Genomic DNA, 14,338 nt, shown 5'->3' on the forward strand with positions numbered 1-14,338 from the left:
GCCCGCAGCCTCCTGGTGGGTGCGCCGGTGTCAGCTCAGCCGGTGCGAGCCAACCGCTCGGGTGCCAGGCTGGCTCCGGCGGTGTGCTTTTTGAACCGTTCTTCGGCCAGTTCGTTGGCGATCTCCCCGGTGGGGCGCCCCAAGCGGTCGGAACGGTTGAAGATTTCTGTCAGGGTGTCGCCGATGGTCTCGACGTGGGCACGAACCGTTTCCGGTGCGGCTCCGGTTCGCTCGTAGAAGACATCAATGATGCCGCCGGCGTTGATGGCAAAATCCGGAGCATAAAGAATGCCCCGGTCCTGCAGCATGGCGTCGTGCTCGGGGTGCTCCAGCAAGTTATTGGCGGCGCCCGCGACAACGCGGGCCTGCAGCTGGGGAATGCTGTGATCGTTCAGTACCGCGCCCATGGCACAGGGCGCAACCACATCTACCGGCAGGGACAGAATGTCCTCGGCAGCAGCCGGTCTGGCTCCCAGTTGATCCACCGCCCGCTGCATGTTCTCTTCATGGATGTCATAGACCCAGAGATCAGCCCCGGCATCCTTGAGGTGTCGGGCCAGACGGAACCCGACATTGCCGATGCCCTGAATAGCAACCTTCAGCCCACTGAGATTATCCCGGCCGAGCTGGTGTTTTACCGCTGCCTTGAGGCCGATAAAGGTGCCGTAGGCGGTTGCCGGTGATGGGTCACCGTTGCTGGGGTTGCCGTCGAAGCCAGTGCGGGAGGCGATTCCGGCAACATGGTCGGTGTGTCGGCCCATGACTTTGAGGTCCGGTACGCTGGTGCCGGAGTCCTCTGCCGCAATGTACTGCCCGCCTAGACTTTCCAGATGACGGCCCATGGCCTCCATCAGCGCTTCGGTTTTCTGTTTGCGCGGGTCGCCAATAATCACGGACTTGCCGCCACCCAGATCCAGGTTGGCCAGGGCGGATTTGTAGGTCATGCCCCGTGAAAGCCTCAATACATCGCGTAACGCCTCTTCATCGGAGGCATAGGGAAACATCCGGCAGCCGCCGAGAGCAGGACCTCGGGAGGTGTTGTGGATGGCTACGATGGCCTTGAGACCGGTTTCGGGATCGCAGAAAAAGGACAGATGTTCGTGGTTATCGAACTCGGGATGGCTGAATAGCATTGTGAAATCCTCTCCCACTGGGCCGGATCTCGGCATGAGCGGGTATCTTGTTCTTGTCTGCCGGCTTGTGGCCGGCGTTATGATTTCAGGTGTCCGGTATGTCCGCTGGGGGTTGCCCACCGAAAGCGCCCTTTTGGGGCTGGACGAAAAACAAACTAGCGGCAATTGACGTTTACGTCAACATGCAAAAGCGAACTATTGGGAGCAATACGCACTCTCGGATTCTCGAGACTTTCGGGAGAGGTGCACAGCGATCAAAGTGTTGTCAGCCCGCTTTAATGGCATAAACCTGATCCATTAGTCTCGGATTCTGTGATTCTGCGGAAACTACCTATACGCGGATCGGGGAAACTGGCCTAGTTTGCCCTGATGTCTGTCGCTTCCTATTCTTATCAGCTACAGCCGGCCCGGGTGCGGGTGGAGTTTTTCCGGCTACTTCCCATCTCATTGTTTGTGGTGGCGTTTGGCGCTGCCTTCGGGTTGGCGGCTACCCAGAAAGGCCTTGAACCGCTCCAGGCTGTGTTGATGAGTGCCACGGTCTTTGCCGGGGCGTCCCAGTTTGCAGCCGTCGACATGTGGGGCGCCGAAGTATCTGTCCTCCCCATGATTGCTGTGGTCTTCGCCATCAACTCCCGCCACCTGCTCATGGGCGCTTCGCTGTACCCGATGCTGAGGGATGTCTCTCCGGGCAAGCGTTACGGTCTGTTGCTTCTGCTGACAGACGCCAACTGGGCTGTCTCTGCCCAGGAATACCAGAGTGGCCGGCGTAACCTGGAGGTAATCCTCGGTGGTGGCCTGGCGCTGTGGCTGGCCTGGATTATCGGCACGGGTCTGGGCGTCTACTTTGGTGGGCTGCTACAAAATCCCAAAGCCCTTGGGCTGGACATGGTCCTCGGATGCTTCCTGCTGGCCATGGCACTGGGCGGGAAAAAGTCCCCAAGGGTACTTGTAGCCTGGGCCGTTGCGGCGTTGGCCTCATTGGCGGCCTGGCGATGGCTACCACCCAACACTCATGTGGTGGTCGGTGCCCTGGCGGGCGGCGCGATTGGCCTCTTCTGGCTTGAACGCAAGCCAGATGCAGGCGTGGAGGGAAGTGACCATGACCGTTGAAACCACCACGGCCGGCATTCTGTTCCTGATTGCGGTCATGACGGCCGTCACACTGGTGACTCGCTTCGGCGGCGCGTTCATCATGTCGTTCGTGAAGATCAATTCGCGGATTGAGAGCTTCATCAATACCATGGCCAGCTCAGTGCTGATTGCCATCATCGTGCCCATGGCGGTGACTGGTGATGCCGGAGCGCTGGCGGCCCTTTTCACGACTGCCGTTACCATGCTGTTATTGCGAAAGCCTCTGCCGGCCATTGCAGCCGGCATTGCTGCTGCCGGAATCGTTCGTTATCTGATCTGACCTCTCGAATCTGAAGTGATTAAAAACTGCTCAAGTCTGGGGGCTCGCGGCCGATATACCTGTTTAGTGATTACAGGTAGCCAAAGCCATGATTTCCTCCAGCCAGATTTCGCTTTTCCAGGACAGTTCCCGCCAGGTATCGGCTTTCGACAGCACCCAACTGCGCATTAACCGACAAGCGCCGGCTGCGCCCCAGGCCAATGAGAATGCCGTGGGTTCAGAGCTGACACTTTTGCGCCAGGCTGCCTACCGCTACAACAGCCAGGAGCAGCTCGCTTTCAGCGGCAGCAGTACGGTGACCGGTGACAGTCAGCAGAGCGTGTTCACCAGCGCCCAGCTCGCCGAGAAAACCTCAGAGCTGTTTCTGATGGGCCAGCAGGCGCTGAGTGTGAGCCGTGCGGCTCTGGGCGGTGATGCCGGCGTCGAGGGTCGGGGCAGTCTCTCGGTCTCAGCCGGACGCTATATGTTCTACTCGGAGAGCGAATCCAGAAGCTTTGCTTCCACCGGCGCCATAAGCCTGGAGAACGGAGAAACCATTGATTTCACACTCTCCCTGCGACAGTCCCAGTCCCGAACCTACGAGTACTCGGAGCTGGTCCAGATCCAGGAGCGACCGCTCACTGATCCTCTGGTGATCAACTTCGGCAATGCCACCGCCCGACTGGCCGACACCCTGTTCGAATTCGATCTGAACGGCGACGGAGAAACCGGCCAGTTCGCCACCCTGGGCAGCGGCAGCGGCTATCTGGTGTTGGATCGCAATGGCAACGGCAAGGTGGACGATGGCACTGAGCTCTTCGGTCCCCGGAGCGGTTCCGGTTTCGGCGAGCTGGCCAGGTTCGATGACGACGGCAACCGCTGGATCGATGCCAATGATGAGATCTTCGCGTCGCTGTCCGTATGGGTGCAAACTGCGGACGGCTCGCAGGCTCTGAAATCCCTTGAGGAGGTCGGGGTTCAGGCCCTGTACGTGGACAATGTCGAAGACCGCTTCACCCTCGCCAACAGCCAGGGCGTGCCCCTGGGCCAGATCAAGGGTTCCGGCATTTACCTGACCACCGACGGTGAGGTCCGCACCCTGGAAGAAATCGACCTTGCAGAACAGAATACCGTTGAAGCGCCGGCCGCTGAGAGAGTCCTGAACACGGAGCGTGGCTCGCCAGACCGCGGCGGTAATGGCTTGGTGGAGGCCAGGGTGGAAGCGATACGCTCGGCGCTCGAGAAGCTGAACGAGATCCGCGAGAAGCAGAAGGCATTCATCGAAGAATCCAAAGACGCTGGCAAGCCCGAATCACCGCTTGATGATTACCTGAAGCTGATCGACAAGATGCGTTTGGAGATGCTCAATAGTCAGGATGAGAAGAAGCAGGCTGCTAGCCGATATCTCGAATTCGCCAGCCTTTGAATTCCAGCTTCGGAGCACGAACCAGGCGGGCAGGGCCTCCCAAAAAACGCTGTGAATACATCCCTGTACGCTTGGCTCCGCCATCCCTGGCTCCGCACATTTTTGGGAGGCCCTGCCCGCCTGTTTCCCGTATCTAAGGAGTAGTTTCGGGCATTGGGTTGGTGTTTCTGAGCGCCAACTCCCCGATGCCCGGAAGTTTGATCCCTAATGCCAGCGGATTGATACCGAAGGAAAGGCCAAGAAGGTTCAGCTCCAGGCCCTCCCGAATACCCGCTAGCACCCCAAAGTACCCGCCCAACGAGACCTGATAACCAGCGCCACCCGGAACCTCTGCTATCACTCGGTCGCCGAGGTAGTCTTTGCCAATAGCGTGGTTGGGCAAAGCAACATCCAGCCCCGGAACGTCCCGTATTACCCAGGCCACGAAGGTATTGCTGTTCGGGCCCGGCCAGGCTTCGTACTCGGTAGGGTAGGGGTAGGACTCCACCGCCTGGTAGATGTCGGGAATCAGCGTTTCGGCCTCTTCTCCGCGGATGTCGGCATAGAGTTCCGGTTTTGCGCCGTACCAGTGCCTGTCGGGTTCACCCGGGCGGGAGTTGACCACGTAGCTGCGCCATCCGGTGACCTCATGAACCCGATAGTGGCTGGCGCCTTTTTCCTTGGTGGCTATCCAGGTATGGACGGCAAAGTAACCCCGCCAGCTCCAGGCCCGGGCTCCGTAAATCTGCACGATGGCTTCCTCGGCTTGGTCAGGCCGGGGTGCAATGCGGGCACTTTCCCGGGTCGCTGTTTGCCAGCTCTCCGCCCCCTGCAGACTGCCGCTGGTGGCAAGCAGAATCGGGCCGGAAAGCAGCAGGAATATGGCACCGAGGAACCAGCCGGTGTATTTGAAAAATCGTTTCATGAACTCAGTCCGAAGCCTTGGGTTAACCGGGACCCTGCGGGATACAGAAAGTTCCGGATCAAGATTTTTATTGTAGTGGACACATACGCCAGTCGTCAGTTGACAGATGAGGGCTGGGCCTGGCTGCAGTTTGCTGGCAGTGCGCTTGTCTTCTAGGCTCAAGAGTACAAGTTGCAATTTTGAGGAGGCTTTTATGTCTGACCATCACGTGTATAAAAAAGTGGAAATTGTTGGTTCTTCGAAGAAAAGCATTGAAGACGCAATCGAGAATGCACTTGAGGAGTGTGGAAAAAGCGTCCGCAACATGGAGTGGTTTGAAGTGACCGAAACCCGCGGCCACATTGTCGACGGCAAGGTTGGCCACTATCAGGTTGTGATGAAAGTAGGGTTTCGTATCGTTAACAGCTGAGGGTGGCGGATCCTCAACTGCTTCGAATGGTCCGGTGCCGGATGGACGAAACCAGCTGATTCATCAGTTCCCGGGCCTCGCCTTCATGCAGACTGTGGCATTTGTCCTGTAGTACCCGACGATCGTGATTGGATGAAGCACTGGAGGCGTCCTTGAGCAGGTCCAGATATTGGCAGGCGGCCAGATGAGCTTTGATCTCGGCATCAATCAGCCTGGTAACCAGTACATCGACGGATTCGGTGCAGAAGGGGCGGTTCCGGTTCAACAGATTGCGCGCTTCCAGTGCCGCATTGCGGGCCTCCAGCCTGAGTTCGCCGGGCGGTTCGCCCGCTTCAACTGCCCTCAGGAACATGCCAAGGCGTTCATGGAGATGCCATATCTGGGGCCAGATCTTGCTGTAGGCTTCCACTTCTGTGTGGTAGCGGGCTTCCTCCACTGGCGAGCCTGACGCCCCGTTGCCAGCCTCGCCGGGACGATTGAATTGCGCAACCCGTACGTCGTCTACTTCCCGCCACAGAGTATCGGAACGTTCCCGCAACGCTGTCAGCTGGTCCTGGCTACGGCGGCGGGCCCCCGTGCCTAAAAACAGTGCGATAAGAGCCAGGCCCAAGGCTCCCGCCGAAAGCAGAAGCGGTAGACTGCCTGCTGATAACATGTCCCAAATTGGGGCTGTATCCATAATGTCTGACCCCCGCTCAAATCCTGTCTGGGTCTTTCAGTATAGAGGTTAATCCAGCGTCTGCTGTCTAAACGGCAAGACAGATTCGGCCTCGTTAAAGTAAGCGAGCACGTGGTCCGCTTCTTCATGGGTGAAGTTTGCAACGGCCTCGCGGAAACCGGGATTCAGAATTCCATGCCAGGAATGGGTAATCACCGGCTCGAAGCCACGAACCAGTTTGTGTTCACCCTGGGCGCCGGCGTCGATATGGCTCAGGCCCAGATCCATGGCCAGCTCAATGCCCTGGTAATAACAGGTTTCGAAGTGCAGGTGGTTGTACTCGTCCAGACATCCCCAGTAACGCCCATAGAGAGTGCTTTTGCCGGCCAGAAACAGGGCCCCCGCAATCATTTCGTCTTCGTGCACTGCAATCACCAAGTGCACATGCTCGGGTAACTGCTCCAGAAGCAGCTCAAAGAATCGCTTGTTGAGGTAGGGCCGCTGGCCCCGCTTCAGGTAGGTCGCCTGGTAAAACACATAGAAGGCAGAAAGCACATGTTCCGGAATGTCCCGGCCGTGGAAGCGGACAAAGGAAATGCCCTGTTCAGCAACCTGGCGACGCTCCCTGCGTATGGATTTTCGCTTGCGGGAGGTCAGTGCTGCCAGAAAATCCTCGAAATTCCGGTAACCGTGGTTGTGCCAGTGGAACTGGCATCCGATGCGGTGTAACTCCTGGTCGTGGTGGAGCAGTTTCTGGTCCTCGCTGTCCGGAAACAGCAGGTGCCAAGAATGGGCGCCCAGTTTATCGGTCAGCGTGTCCAAAAGGTCATGAACCTGTTCTGGTGTCAGTTGTTGTCGCAGCTCCGGATCCAGCAACAACCGGGGGCCGGCCGAGGGCGTAAACGGAATGGCGATCAACAGCTTCGGGTAATAGGCGAGGCCATGACGCTGATAGGCATCGGCCCAGGCCCAGTCAAAAACGTATTCACCCATGGAGTGGCTTTTCAGGAAAGCCGGCGCCAGGCCAACGATCCTTCCATCCGACCGGAACACCAGGTGACTCGGAGACCACCCCGTTGCTGTGGATGTGCAACCGGACGCTTCCAAAGCCTGGAAAAACTCGTAGCGAAGAAAGGGGTTGGTACATCCCGCCAGGCGTTCCCACTCTCGTGCAGGAATGTCATGAATGCTGGTACAGGTTTCCAGTGTGAGAGTCGCTGGTCCGGATTCTGGCATGTGAGGGAAAACTCCTTTGTGTTCCCGATACGATACGTCAGAACACGGCTTCTGATCACCCTTGATCACCTTTGATCGCCCCGGACATGCCTGTGTAAAGGTTCTGCAAAGTGAGTAAGGCCGAATCAGCGGCTTGCCTTGAGCGTGTTAGACTTCAGGCAGCAACGGTCGCCGGCACGACAGGTGGAGAGGCAAGATGCAGAACAGGGTGTTACTGGTCGAAGACGATGATGAATTGCGGGAACTGCTTGCCCGTTACCTGGCCAATCAGGGTTTCACCGTCCGCGAGGCGGCAAACGGTCGGGACGGACTGGCCCTGGCGCTTGGCCAGGACTGCGATATCGTGGTGCTCGACATCATGCTGCCGGACATCAGCGGCCTTGAGGTGCTGAGGGAATTAAGGGCGGAGACTCACCTGCCGGTTGTACTGCTGACTGCCCGGGGCGATGAAACCGACAGGATCGTGGGGTTTGAAGTCGGTGCCGATGACTATATCCCCAAACCCTGCAATCCCCGGGAGCTCGTGGCGCGCTTGCAGGCGCTGTTGCGGCGGATTGCCTGGGACCAGAAAACCGAAGTCAATGCTGCTCGGACCTATGGCGACCTGAGGGTCGAGCCCGGCCATCGCCGTATTTACCAGAATGATGTTGTCATGGAACTGACCGCCACTGAATACGAGGTACTGCAGGTCCTGTTGGCTCATGCTGGCAGTGTGGTGCGCAAAACCGACCTGATGCAATGGGCTCTGGGCCGCCGGCTTGAGGCATACGACCGTACCCTTGATATGCACATCAGTAACCTTCGAAAAAAACTGGGCAACGATGACCCAGCCCGTATTGAGACCGTTCGAGGGCTGGGTTACAGCTATCGGGTGCCCGAATGAAGCAGCGGCCCATTTTCCCCCTGTTCTGGCGGATTTTCCTCTCGATCTGGCTCGCCATGGCGGTCACTGTGGCAGCCAGCAACCTTGCAACCAGAATGCTTCTGGACCGGGAGCGAGAAGCGATCGAGCGCCAGGCAGGTCTGCGGGACCTGGCTGACGAGGCGATCGCAATCCGTGAGTCCGGTGATCGCGGTGGTGCGTGGCGTTTTCTGCGGGACGAGGGAGAGCGTCTTGAATTGTTTCTGGTGCTCATTCAACAGGATGAAAACGATGGTCAGCTGCCCTCGTTTATTCGCGATCGCATGAAGTCCGGCTGGTATCCGCAGAAACCGGCGGTTCTGGATGTTGGCAGCGGTTACCGGTTGGTGGCCTGGCCCAGGGTACAGGGCGCTGGCTGGCTCAACCCCAGATTCTTCCGGGCTATTGAGCTGGGGCTGGCTTTGCTGATGATTTCCCTGGCGTGCTGGTGGATCGCCCGCCTGGTATCACGACCGCTGCGGCATATGGAAGCCACGGCACAGGCGATTGCGGGCGGGGATAATTCGCTCAGGGTCAGCGCAGAGATCGCACAACGCAGGGATGAGGTGGGGCAGCTCGCAACGGCGTTCAATGCCATGACAGAGCAGCTCTGCAGTCTGCTGGAACGCCAGAAGCACCTGCTCCGGGATATTTCGCACGACCTCCGAACCCCGCTCACCCGCCAGCGTATTGCCATTGAACTGGCAAACGAGGCGGGTGCCGATGAAGAGCTCATGGCCAGTATACTTCGCCAGAATGAGCGACTGGAGACCATGACCGGGCAGATTCTGACCCTGTATCGGGTGACTGACGCTGGCGGTGATATTGAGCGGGAACCTCTGAGGCCCGTGCACGTGATCAATCAGGTGCTGCAGGATGCGGCAGACTACGCCGAACACCAGGGTGTGGACTGCAAACTGGTTGTTTCACAGGAAAGTTCACGGGCATCCGTTCTCGGCGACGAAGGCCTCTTACAGAGGGCCATCGACAATATCCTGCAAAACGCCCTGGATCATACGCCGCCGGGCAAGGCCGTTCATCTGAGCGTAACGGTTTCCGATGGCTGGCTCAGTCTGACGGTTGATGATGAGGGTCCGGGGGTCGCGGAGGAGCTTGTCGGCCAGCTTTTCGAGCCGTTTTTCAGAGCGGATAAGTCCCGCGGAGGCAAGGGCTGGGGATTGGGTCTGGCGATTGCCAGAGACATCGTTGCCGCCCACGATGGTGAAATAGCGGCAACGCCTGGTGAGCGCGGTGGCTTACGGGTGACGCTTCGCCTTCCGGTGTTTTTCGGGGGCGGCTGATTCCGGCTCCGGACAAGAGGGTTTCAGTTTCTCCGCTCCGGAAAAGTCGATACCCTCCTTCAGCTCTTCTTCGTCAAAGCGGATCCCGCAGGCCGCTTTCCGGATTTTTGCTGGTTTGGCAGTGCCCGGGTTGTTGTATTCGTCTTCAGAGGCCATAGGTCGTTGTCCATGAAAAAAGATTACCCCGTTCCCGCAGGATACCTTGAGCGTGAAACGGAAGTGAAGAAAAGCCGGTTTATTGCCCGGGTAACGCCGGTGAGCTCCAGGGATGAAGTAAAGGATTGGCTGGAGCAGGCTCACCAGGATCATCCGGACGCCCGTCATATCTGCTGGGCCTACCAGATCGGCCGCCCCGGTTCTGCCGCCGAGGCCGGCATGAACGACGATGGCGAACCTTCCGGAACGGCCGGCAAGCCGATTCTGAATGTGATTCAGCACAAGGATATGGGCGATGTCCTGGTAATGGTTATCCGGTACTTTGGCGGTATCAAGCTGGGTGCCGGCGGGCTGGTGCGAGCCTATGCCGGGGCGGCAGAGAGCGTACTATCAGCGGTTGACCGGGTCGTCCAGAAACCCATGACCGATGCGCTGGTTTCCCTGTCCTTTGCCGACGAGCAGCCCCTACGCCACTGGTGCGAGATTAACGGTGCAACGGTGGAGTCTGTTGATTATGGGGCGTCCGTCCGTGCCCGAGTGCTGGTTCCGGAGGATCGCCAGGCTGAGTTCGGGGCTTTCTGCGATGCCCAGAAGCTGGATTACAGTTTTGAAAGGTGATGGATCCCGGGGGCATCGTTGCATGTTCGCTAGGGGTATACTGTTTTAATAGCGATCTTCTCAATTGAGGACAAAAATCATGATGCGTTTTCTGATGTTAGCGGTTGTTACCTTGGCTATGACCGGTTGCGCCAGCAATGTGGTGACCGACTACAACTCGTCTGTGGTTTTTGGAAATTACTCATCCTGGGCGTTTGCCAGTGGTACCGACTCGTCATCCTTTACATCACTCGACGGCACTCGGGTACGCAGTGCCGTTGAGAGAGAGCTGAATCGCAAGGCGCTGCGACAGGTGCCCGAGGCGGAGGCGGATTTGCTGGTCAGCTGGCAGATTGTGCCGGAAGAGCGGCTTGAGCAGACCGGCGTGGGACTCGGGTTTGGTTTTGGCAGCGGTAACTTCGGCTGGGCACTGTCCGCGCCACCGCCGGTGCGTGAGATTGAAGAAGGCAAGCTGGTGGTAGAACTGGCGGACAGCAAGTCCAAGGAAGTTGTCTGGCGTGCAGCCAGCCGACGCTATCTCAATGAAAACCAGTCACCTGAGACCCGGAGAGAATTGATCGACGAGGTCGTGACTGAAATGTTCACCAAGTATCCCCCCGGTCTTGATTGAAAGACCTGGCAAGACAGGAATAGCAGGGAGACGGAATGAAGAAGCGATCTGAGGGCGGACTAGTTTTTTCGACCGAGCAGGGGCGAATGTGCCCCGATTGCCGCAACCCGGTGAGTGAATGCAGCTGCACCGCATCATCACGGCCTGCCGGAGACGGTGTCGTCAGGGTGAGCCGGGAAACCAAAGGCCGCAAAGGCAAAGGTGTAACCCTGGTCACCGGCATTCCATTGGATGACAAAGAACTCAAAGCCTACGCCAAGGTGTTGAAAGCCAAGTGCGGCACCGGTGGTACGGTAAAAGACGGTGTGGTCGAAATCCAGGGTGATCAGCGGGACCTGCTGGTTCCATTGCTTGAACAGAAGGGTTGGACCGTCAAGCGCGCTGGTGGCTGATGGTATAACACGCAATTCCCGCATGCTCACGTTACAATAGAGCCCGCGAATAACGAATCCCGAGTTTCACATCAACCGGAATCTGGCCGGAACTCCCCGGGAATATCCTGAGGGATGGCGGGTTCCGTTCGACCGGAGGCAGGCATGCATATACTGGTTTTGGGCGCAGGCGTTGTAGGCACCACCTCGGCCTGGTATCTGCAAAAGCAGGGACACCAGGTAACCGTGGTGGATCGCCAGAATCAGGCCGGCCTGGAAACCAGTTATGCCAACGGTGGCCAGATCTCCGTATCCCATGCCGAGCCCTGGGCCAATCCCTCAGCCCCTTTGAAAGTGTTGAAATGGCTCACCCGGCCGGACGCACCCTTGTTGTTCAGGCCAAGGCTCGATCCAGACCAGTGGCGCTGGGCGCTTTCTTTCCTGGGCCAATGCACCTCGGCCAGGGCCGCTCACAATATTCGCCAGATGGTGAACCTTGGCACCTACAGCCGAAGCCAATTGCAGACTCTGCGTAAGGAGGCCGGCGTAGAGTATGACCACCTAGAGAAGGGGATCCTGCATTTCTACACCAATCCCGCCGAGTTTGATGGCGCTATCGAGCCTACCCGGATCATGCAGGATCTGGGTTGTGATCGGCAGATTATCGATGCAGACCGTGCGGTTGAGCTGGAACCGGCACTCAAGCCGATCCGCAACCGGATTGCCGGAGCAACCTACACCTCTGAAGACGAATCTGGTGATGCGCGGTTATTCACCCAGAATCTCGCAAAGCGTTGCGCGGAGGCCGGCGTAGAGTTCCGGTACGGTACTGAGATCCTGAGTTTTGAGCGTGCCGGCGAGCGGGTACTCGGGGTCCAGACTCTCCATGACGGGGGCTATGAGACCCTCCGTGCGGATGCCTATGTGCTGAGTATGGGCAGCTTCAGTGCGGCACTTGCCCGGCAGTTGGGTATTTTCCTCAACATTTACCCGGCCAAAGGCTACTCGATTACGGTACCCGTGAAGAACGAGGAGGCGGCGTTCAATGTCAGCCTCACTGACGACGAGTACAAGCTGGTTTATTCCCGCCTCGGTGATCGCATGCGTGTGGCGGGCACGGCCGAACTTAACGGCTACAGCCGGAAACTGAACTACACCCGCTGCCGCGCTATCGTGCGCCGCACAGCGGAAGTCATGCCCGAAGCAGGTTATTGGGATCAGGCCGAATTCTGGACCGGTTTGCGGCCTGCGACGCCCTCCAACGTTCCGTACATCGGAAAGAGCCACTTCGCCAACCTCTACCTGAATACCGGACACGGTACCCTGGGATGGACCCATTCCTGTGGTTCCGCCGCGGCCCTTGCGGACATTATTGACGGCCGCAAGCCGGAGGTGGATTTTACGTTTTCCGGTCTATAAAACTGAAAGGGGCCAGATGAACCCCTTCATCTGACCCCTTTTTCCTGCTCCGGTACAGTCTACTGCAGCTGATCCCGAATCAGTTTCTTGTTGATCTTGCCAACACTGGTCTTCGGAATATCTTCGACGAAATCAATGTGCTCCGGGATTGCCCATTTGTTGATTTCGCCGCTTTCCACAAACTGCTTCAGGTGGTTCTGGATATCCCCGGCACTGGCTTGCTCTCCCGGCTTCAGGGTGACGAGTGCGTGCGGCCGTTCGCCCCATTTTTCATCAGGCACACCCACCACGGCAGCGCCTGCGACGGCCGGGTGCTGGCTGATCAGGTTTTCCAGGTCCAGTGAAGACAGCCACTCACCGCCGGTCTTGATCACGTCCTTGATGCGATCCTTGATGGTGATGGTGTTGTCCGGCTCCATCGAGGCAACGTCGCCGGTGTGAAGCCAGCCACCTTCCCAGAGCTGTTCGCCTTTCTCGGGCTCCTTGAAGTAACCCTGGGTCAACCACGGCGCGCGGGCCACGATTTCGCCTTTGGCCTCGCCATCGTGGGGGACCGGATTGCCTTCGGGGTCCACAATTTCCATCTCAACCATGGGCGTCGCAATGCCGGTCTTTACCCGGATCGCAGTTTGCTGTTCAAGAGGCAGTTCCATGTCCTCCGGTTTGAGGTGGGAGGCGCAGAGCAACGGACAGGTCTCAGACATGCCGTACGCAGTGTACAGTTTGATTCCGAGCTTGGCCCCAGCATCGCACAGGCCTTTGGTGAGGGCGCTGCCGCCGATCAATACGTGCCAGTTGCTCAGATCGGCCGTCTTGATGGATTCGGTGGCCATCATCATCTGCATGATGGTGGGCACGCAGTGAGAGAAAGTCACTTTGTGTTCCTTGAGCAGATCGACCAGCAGCTCCGGCTCATAGCGGCCGGGGTAAACCTGCTTGATGCCCATCATGGTGGCGGCATAGGGTACACCCCAGGCATGCACATGGAACATGGGCGTCACTGGCATGTAAACCGACGAGGAACGCATCAGCGGCATCTCGTCGAATGACGCCACGGTGCCTGTCATGGCCAGCGTGTGCAGTACCAGCTGGCGGTGGCTGAAGTAAACGCCCTTCGGGTTGCCTGTGGTTCCCGTAGTGTAGAAGGTGGTCGCCACACTGTTTTCGTCGAAATCGGGGAAGTCGAACTTGTCATTGGCCTTGGCGAGCAGGCCCTCATACTCCCCGATAGCATCAACAGGTGCCTTTTTCGCGGCATCGCTGTCGGTGAGCTGAATCCAGGTCTTGACCGTTTTGATCTCGTCTTTGACGGCCTCAATGATCGGGAGGAAGTCGTCGTGCACCAGAACCACATCGTCCTCGGCGTGGTTCATGGTGTAGACGATCTGGTCCGGGGACAACCGTATATTGACCGTGTGCAGAATGGCACCAATCATCGGAATGGCAAAGAAGCACTCCAGGTACCGGGGTGTATCCCAGTCCATCACTGCAACCGTATCCCCCGGTTTTACACCGGCATCGGTCAAGGCGTTTGCCAGGCGGTGGATGCGCTCAACCAGATCGGTATAGGTGTACTTGCTGCGGTTAGAGTAGACGATTTCCTGATCCGGATTATAGCGAGGGCCGGAAAGCAGGAGCTGTTTGATCAAAAGTGGGTACTGATAGGCGTTGTCAGCCGGAGATAGGATGCGGGTCTGTGCCATTACTTGTTTCCTCTTTCCCAGTTGTTGGTGTTATCGCGAGAAACAGGAATAAATCTGACACAGATTGGCTGAAACAGGAACCGGTAACAGTGAAAAAATGCAG

16 protein-coding genes are annotated in these 14,338 nt (G+C 58.0%); 10 read left to right on the top strand and 6 right to left on the bottom strand.

The window, feature by feature from the left end; translation table 11 throughout:
- Nucleotides 1-35 precede the first annotated feature (35 nt).
- Complete coding sequence (locus FMN52_RS14920) at nucleotides 36-1,133, bottom strand: Glu/Leu/Phe/Val dehydrogenase (protein ID WP_148609364.1); 1,098 nt, start codon at nucleotides 1,131-1,133, stop codon at nucleotides 36-38.
- Nucleotides 1,134-1,502: 369 nt separating this feature from the next.
- Between FMN52_RS14920 and FMN52_RS14925 the strand changes: the two genes are divergently transcribed.
- From FMN52_RS14925 to FMN52_RS14935, 3 genes are all read left to right on the top strand, one after another.
- Nucleotides 1,503-2,243 (top strand): AzlC family ABC transporter permease, encoded by a 741-nt coding sequence (locus FMN52_RS14925; protein WP_148609365.1) that lies wholly within the window; start codon nucleotides 1,503-1,505, stop codon nucleotides 2,241-2,243.
- On the top strand, nucleotides 2,233-2,544 hold the full coding sequence (locus FMN52_RS14930) for an AzlD domain-containing protein (protein WP_148609366.1): 312 nt from the start codon (nucleotides 2,233-2,235) through the stop codon (nucleotides 2,542-2,544). Before FMN52_RS14925 ends, FMN52_RS14930 begins: the two co-directional genes overlap by 11 nt.
- A gap of 88 nt (nucleotides 2,545-2,632) precedes the next feature.
- Nucleotides 2,633-3,949 (top strand): hypothetical protein, encoded by a 1,317-nt coding sequence (locus FMN52_RS14935; RefSeq protein WP_148609367.1) that lies wholly within the window; start codon nucleotides 2,633-2,635, stop codon nucleotides 3,947-3,949.
- Nucleotides 3,950-4,082: 133 nt separating this feature from the next.
- Here the strand turns inward: FMN52_RS14935 and FMN52_RS14940 are convergent, their stop codons facing one another.
- Nucleotides 4,083-4,853 carry a DUF3750 domain-containing protein gene (locus tag FMN52_RS14940; RefSeq protein WP_148609368.1) on the bottom strand — a complete coding sequence of 257 codons (771 nt, stop codon included), beginning with the start codon at nucleotides 4,851-4,853 and terminating at the stop codon, nucleotides 4,083-4,085.
- 193 nt (nucleotides 4,854-5,046) lie between these two features.
- Between FMN52_RS14940 and FMN52_RS14945 the strand changes: the two genes are divergently transcribed.
- Nucleotides 5,047-5,262, top strand: coding sequence for a dodecin (locus FMN52_RS14945; RefSeq protein ID WP_148609369.1), 216 nt, complete (start codon nucleotides 5,047-5,049; stop codon nucleotides 5,260-5,262).
- Nucleotides 5,263-5,275: 13 nt separating this feature from the next.
- Here FMN52_RS14945 and FMN52_RS14950 read toward each other — a convergent pair whose 3' ends face one another.
- Entirely contained in the window at nucleotides 5,276-5,872 is a 597-nt protein-coding gene (locus FMN52_RS14950) for a hypothetical protein (protein ID WP_240339494.1), read from the bottom strand.
- 117 nt (nucleotides 5,873-5,989) lie between these two features.
- The gene (locus FMN52_RS14955; protein WP_148609371.1) at nucleotides 5,990-7,156 is read right to left on the bottom strand and encodes a GNAT family N-acetyltransferase; all 1,167 of its coding nucleotides are present in this window, start codon (nucleotides 7,154-7,156) and stop codon (nucleotides 5,990-5,992) included.
- Between the two features lie 196 nt (nucleotides 7,157-7,352).
- On the opposite strand from FMN52_RS14955, the gene FMN52_RS14960 reads away from it, so the two are divergent.
- Together FMN52_RS14960 and FMN52_RS14965 are read left to right on the top strand one after the other, a co-directional pair.
- Complete coding sequence (locus FMN52_RS14960; RefSeq protein WP_148609372.1) at nucleotides 7,353-8,039, top strand: response regulator transcription factor; 687 nt, start codon at nucleotides 7,353-7,355, stop codon at nucleotides 8,037-8,039.
- Nucleotides 8,036-9,358, top strand: coding sequence for a HAMP domain-containing sensor histidine kinase (locus FMN52_RS14965; protein ID WP_148609373.1), 1,323 nt, complete (start codon nucleotides 8,036-8,038; stop codon nucleotides 9,356-9,358). The genes FMN52_RS14960 and FMN52_RS14965 overlap by 4 nt, the downstream gene beginning before the upstream one ends.
- Here FMN52_RS14965 and FMN52_RS14970 read toward each other — a convergent pair.
- Nucleotides 9,314-9,514 carry a hypothetical protein gene (locus FMN52_RS14970; protein WP_148609374.1) on the bottom strand — a complete coding sequence of 67 codons (201 nt, stop codon included), beginning with the start codon at nucleotides 9,512-9,514 and terminating at the stop codon, nucleotides 9,314-9,316. The genes FMN52_RS14965 and FMN52_RS14970 overlap by 45 nt on opposite strands.
- Nucleotides 9,515-9,526: 12 nt before the next feature.
- Here FMN52_RS14970 and FMN52_RS14975 point away from each other — a divergent pair, with 12 nt between their 5' ends.
- The 4 genes from FMN52_RS14975 (at nucleotide 9,527) to FMN52_RS14990 (ending at nucleotide 12,532) form a co-directional block, all read left to right on the top strand.
- Nucleotides 9,527-10,132: a YigZ family protein gene (locus tag FMN52_RS14975; protein ID WP_148609375.1), complete on the top strand. Its 606-nt coding sequence runs from the start codon at nucleotides 9,527-9,529 to the stop codon at nucleotides 10,130-10,132.
- 82 nt (nucleotides 10,133-10,214) lie between these two features.
- Nucleotides 10,215-10,742, top strand: coding sequence for a DUF4136 domain-containing protein (locus FMN52_RS14980; protein ID WP_205424954.1), 528 nt, complete (start codon nucleotides 10,215-10,217; stop codon nucleotides 10,740-10,742).
- A 35-nt stretch (nucleotides 10,743-10,777) separates the two neighbouring features.
- On the top strand, nucleotides 10,778-11,134 hold the full coding sequence (locus tag FMN52_RS14985) for a translation initiation factor Sui1 (RefSeq protein WP_148609377.1): 357 nt from the start codon (nucleotides 10,778-10,780) through the stop codon (nucleotides 11,132-11,134).
- A 114-nt stretch (nucleotides 11,135-11,248) separates the two neighbouring features.
- On the top strand, nucleotides 11,249-12,532 hold the full coding sequence (locus FMN52_RS14990; protein WP_275898192.1) for a D-amino acid dehydrogenase: 1,284 nt from the start codon (nucleotides 11,249-11,251) through the stop codon (nucleotides 12,530-12,532).
- A gap of 59 nt (nucleotides 12,533-12,591) precedes the next feature.
- Here FMN52_RS14990 and FMN52_RS14995 read toward each other — a convergent pair whose 3' ends face one another.
- Nucleotides 12,592-14,235 (bottom strand): fatty acid--CoA ligase, encoded by a 1,644-nt coding sequence (locus FMN52_RS14995; RefSeq protein WP_148609379.1) that lies wholly within the window; start codon nucleotides 14,233-14,235, stop codon nucleotides 12,592-12,594.
- Between the last annotated feature and the right edge of the window lie 103 nt (nucleotides 14,236-14,338).

Origin of the sequence: Marinobacter sp. BW6 (genome assembly GCF_008107725.1) — a bacterium.
Lineage (GTDB): Bacteria > Pseudomonadota > Gammaproteobacteria > Pseudomonadales > Oleiphilaceae > Marinobacter.

Coding starts and splice junctions, on each gene's coding strand:
- FMN52_RS14920 (WP_148609364.1), bottom strand. CDS start 1,133: ATGCTATTCAGCCATCCCGAGTTCGATAACCACGAACATCTGTCCTTT.
- FMN52_RS14925 (WP_148609365.1), top strand. CDS start 1,503: ATGTCTGTCGCTTCCTATTCTTATCAGCTACAGCCGGCCCGGGTGCGG.
- FMN52_RS14930 (WP_148609366.1), top strand. CDS start 2,233: ATGACCGTTGAAACCACCACGGCCGGCATTCTGTTCCTGATTGCGGTC.
- FMN52_RS14935 (WP_148609367.1), top strand. CDS start 2,633: ATGATTTCCTCCAGCCAGATTTCGCTTTTCCAGGACAGTTCCCGCCAG.
- FMN52_RS14940 (WP_148609368.1), bottom strand. CDS start 4,853: ATGAAACGATTTTTCAAATACACCGGCTGGTTCCTCGGTGCCATATTC.
- FMN52_RS14945 (WP_148609369.1), top strand. CDS start 5,047: ATGTCTGACCATCACGTGTATAAAAAAGTGGAAATTGTTGGTTCTTCG.
- FMN52_RS14955 (WP_148609371.1), bottom strand. CDS start 7,156: ATGCCAGAATCCGGACCAGCGACTCTCACACTGGAAACCTGTACCAGC.
- FMN52_RS14960 (WP_148609372.1), top strand. CDS start 7,353: ATGCAGAACAGGGTGTTACTGGTCGAAGACGATGATGAATTGCGGGAA.
- FMN52_RS14965 (WP_148609373.1), top strand. CDS start 8,036: ATGAAGCAGCGGCCCATTTTCCCCCTGTTCTGGCGGATTTTCCTCTCG.
- FMN52_RS14970 (WP_148609374.1), bottom strand. CDS start 9,514: ATGGCCTCTGAAGACGAATACAACAACCCGGGCACTGCCAAACCAGCA.
- FMN52_RS14975 (WP_148609375.1), top strand. CDS start 9,527: ATGAAAAAAGATTACCCCGTTCCCGCAGGATACCTTGAGCGTGAAACG.
- FMN52_RS14980 (WP_205424954.1), top strand. CDS start 10,215: ATGCGTTTTCTGATGTTAGCGGTTGTTACCTTGGCTATGACCGGTTGC.
- FMN52_RS14985 (WP_148609377.1), top strand. CDS start 10,778: ATGAAGAAGCGATCTGAGGGCGGACTAGTTTTTTCGACCGAGCAGGGG.
- FMN52_RS14990 (WP_275898192.1), top strand. CDS start 11,249: ATGGCGGGTTCCGTTCGACCGGAGGCAGGCATGCATATACTGGTTTTG.
- FMN52_RS14995 (WP_148609379.1), bottom strand. CDS start 14,235: ATGGCACAGACCCGCATCCTATCTCCGGCTGACAACGCCTATCAGTAC.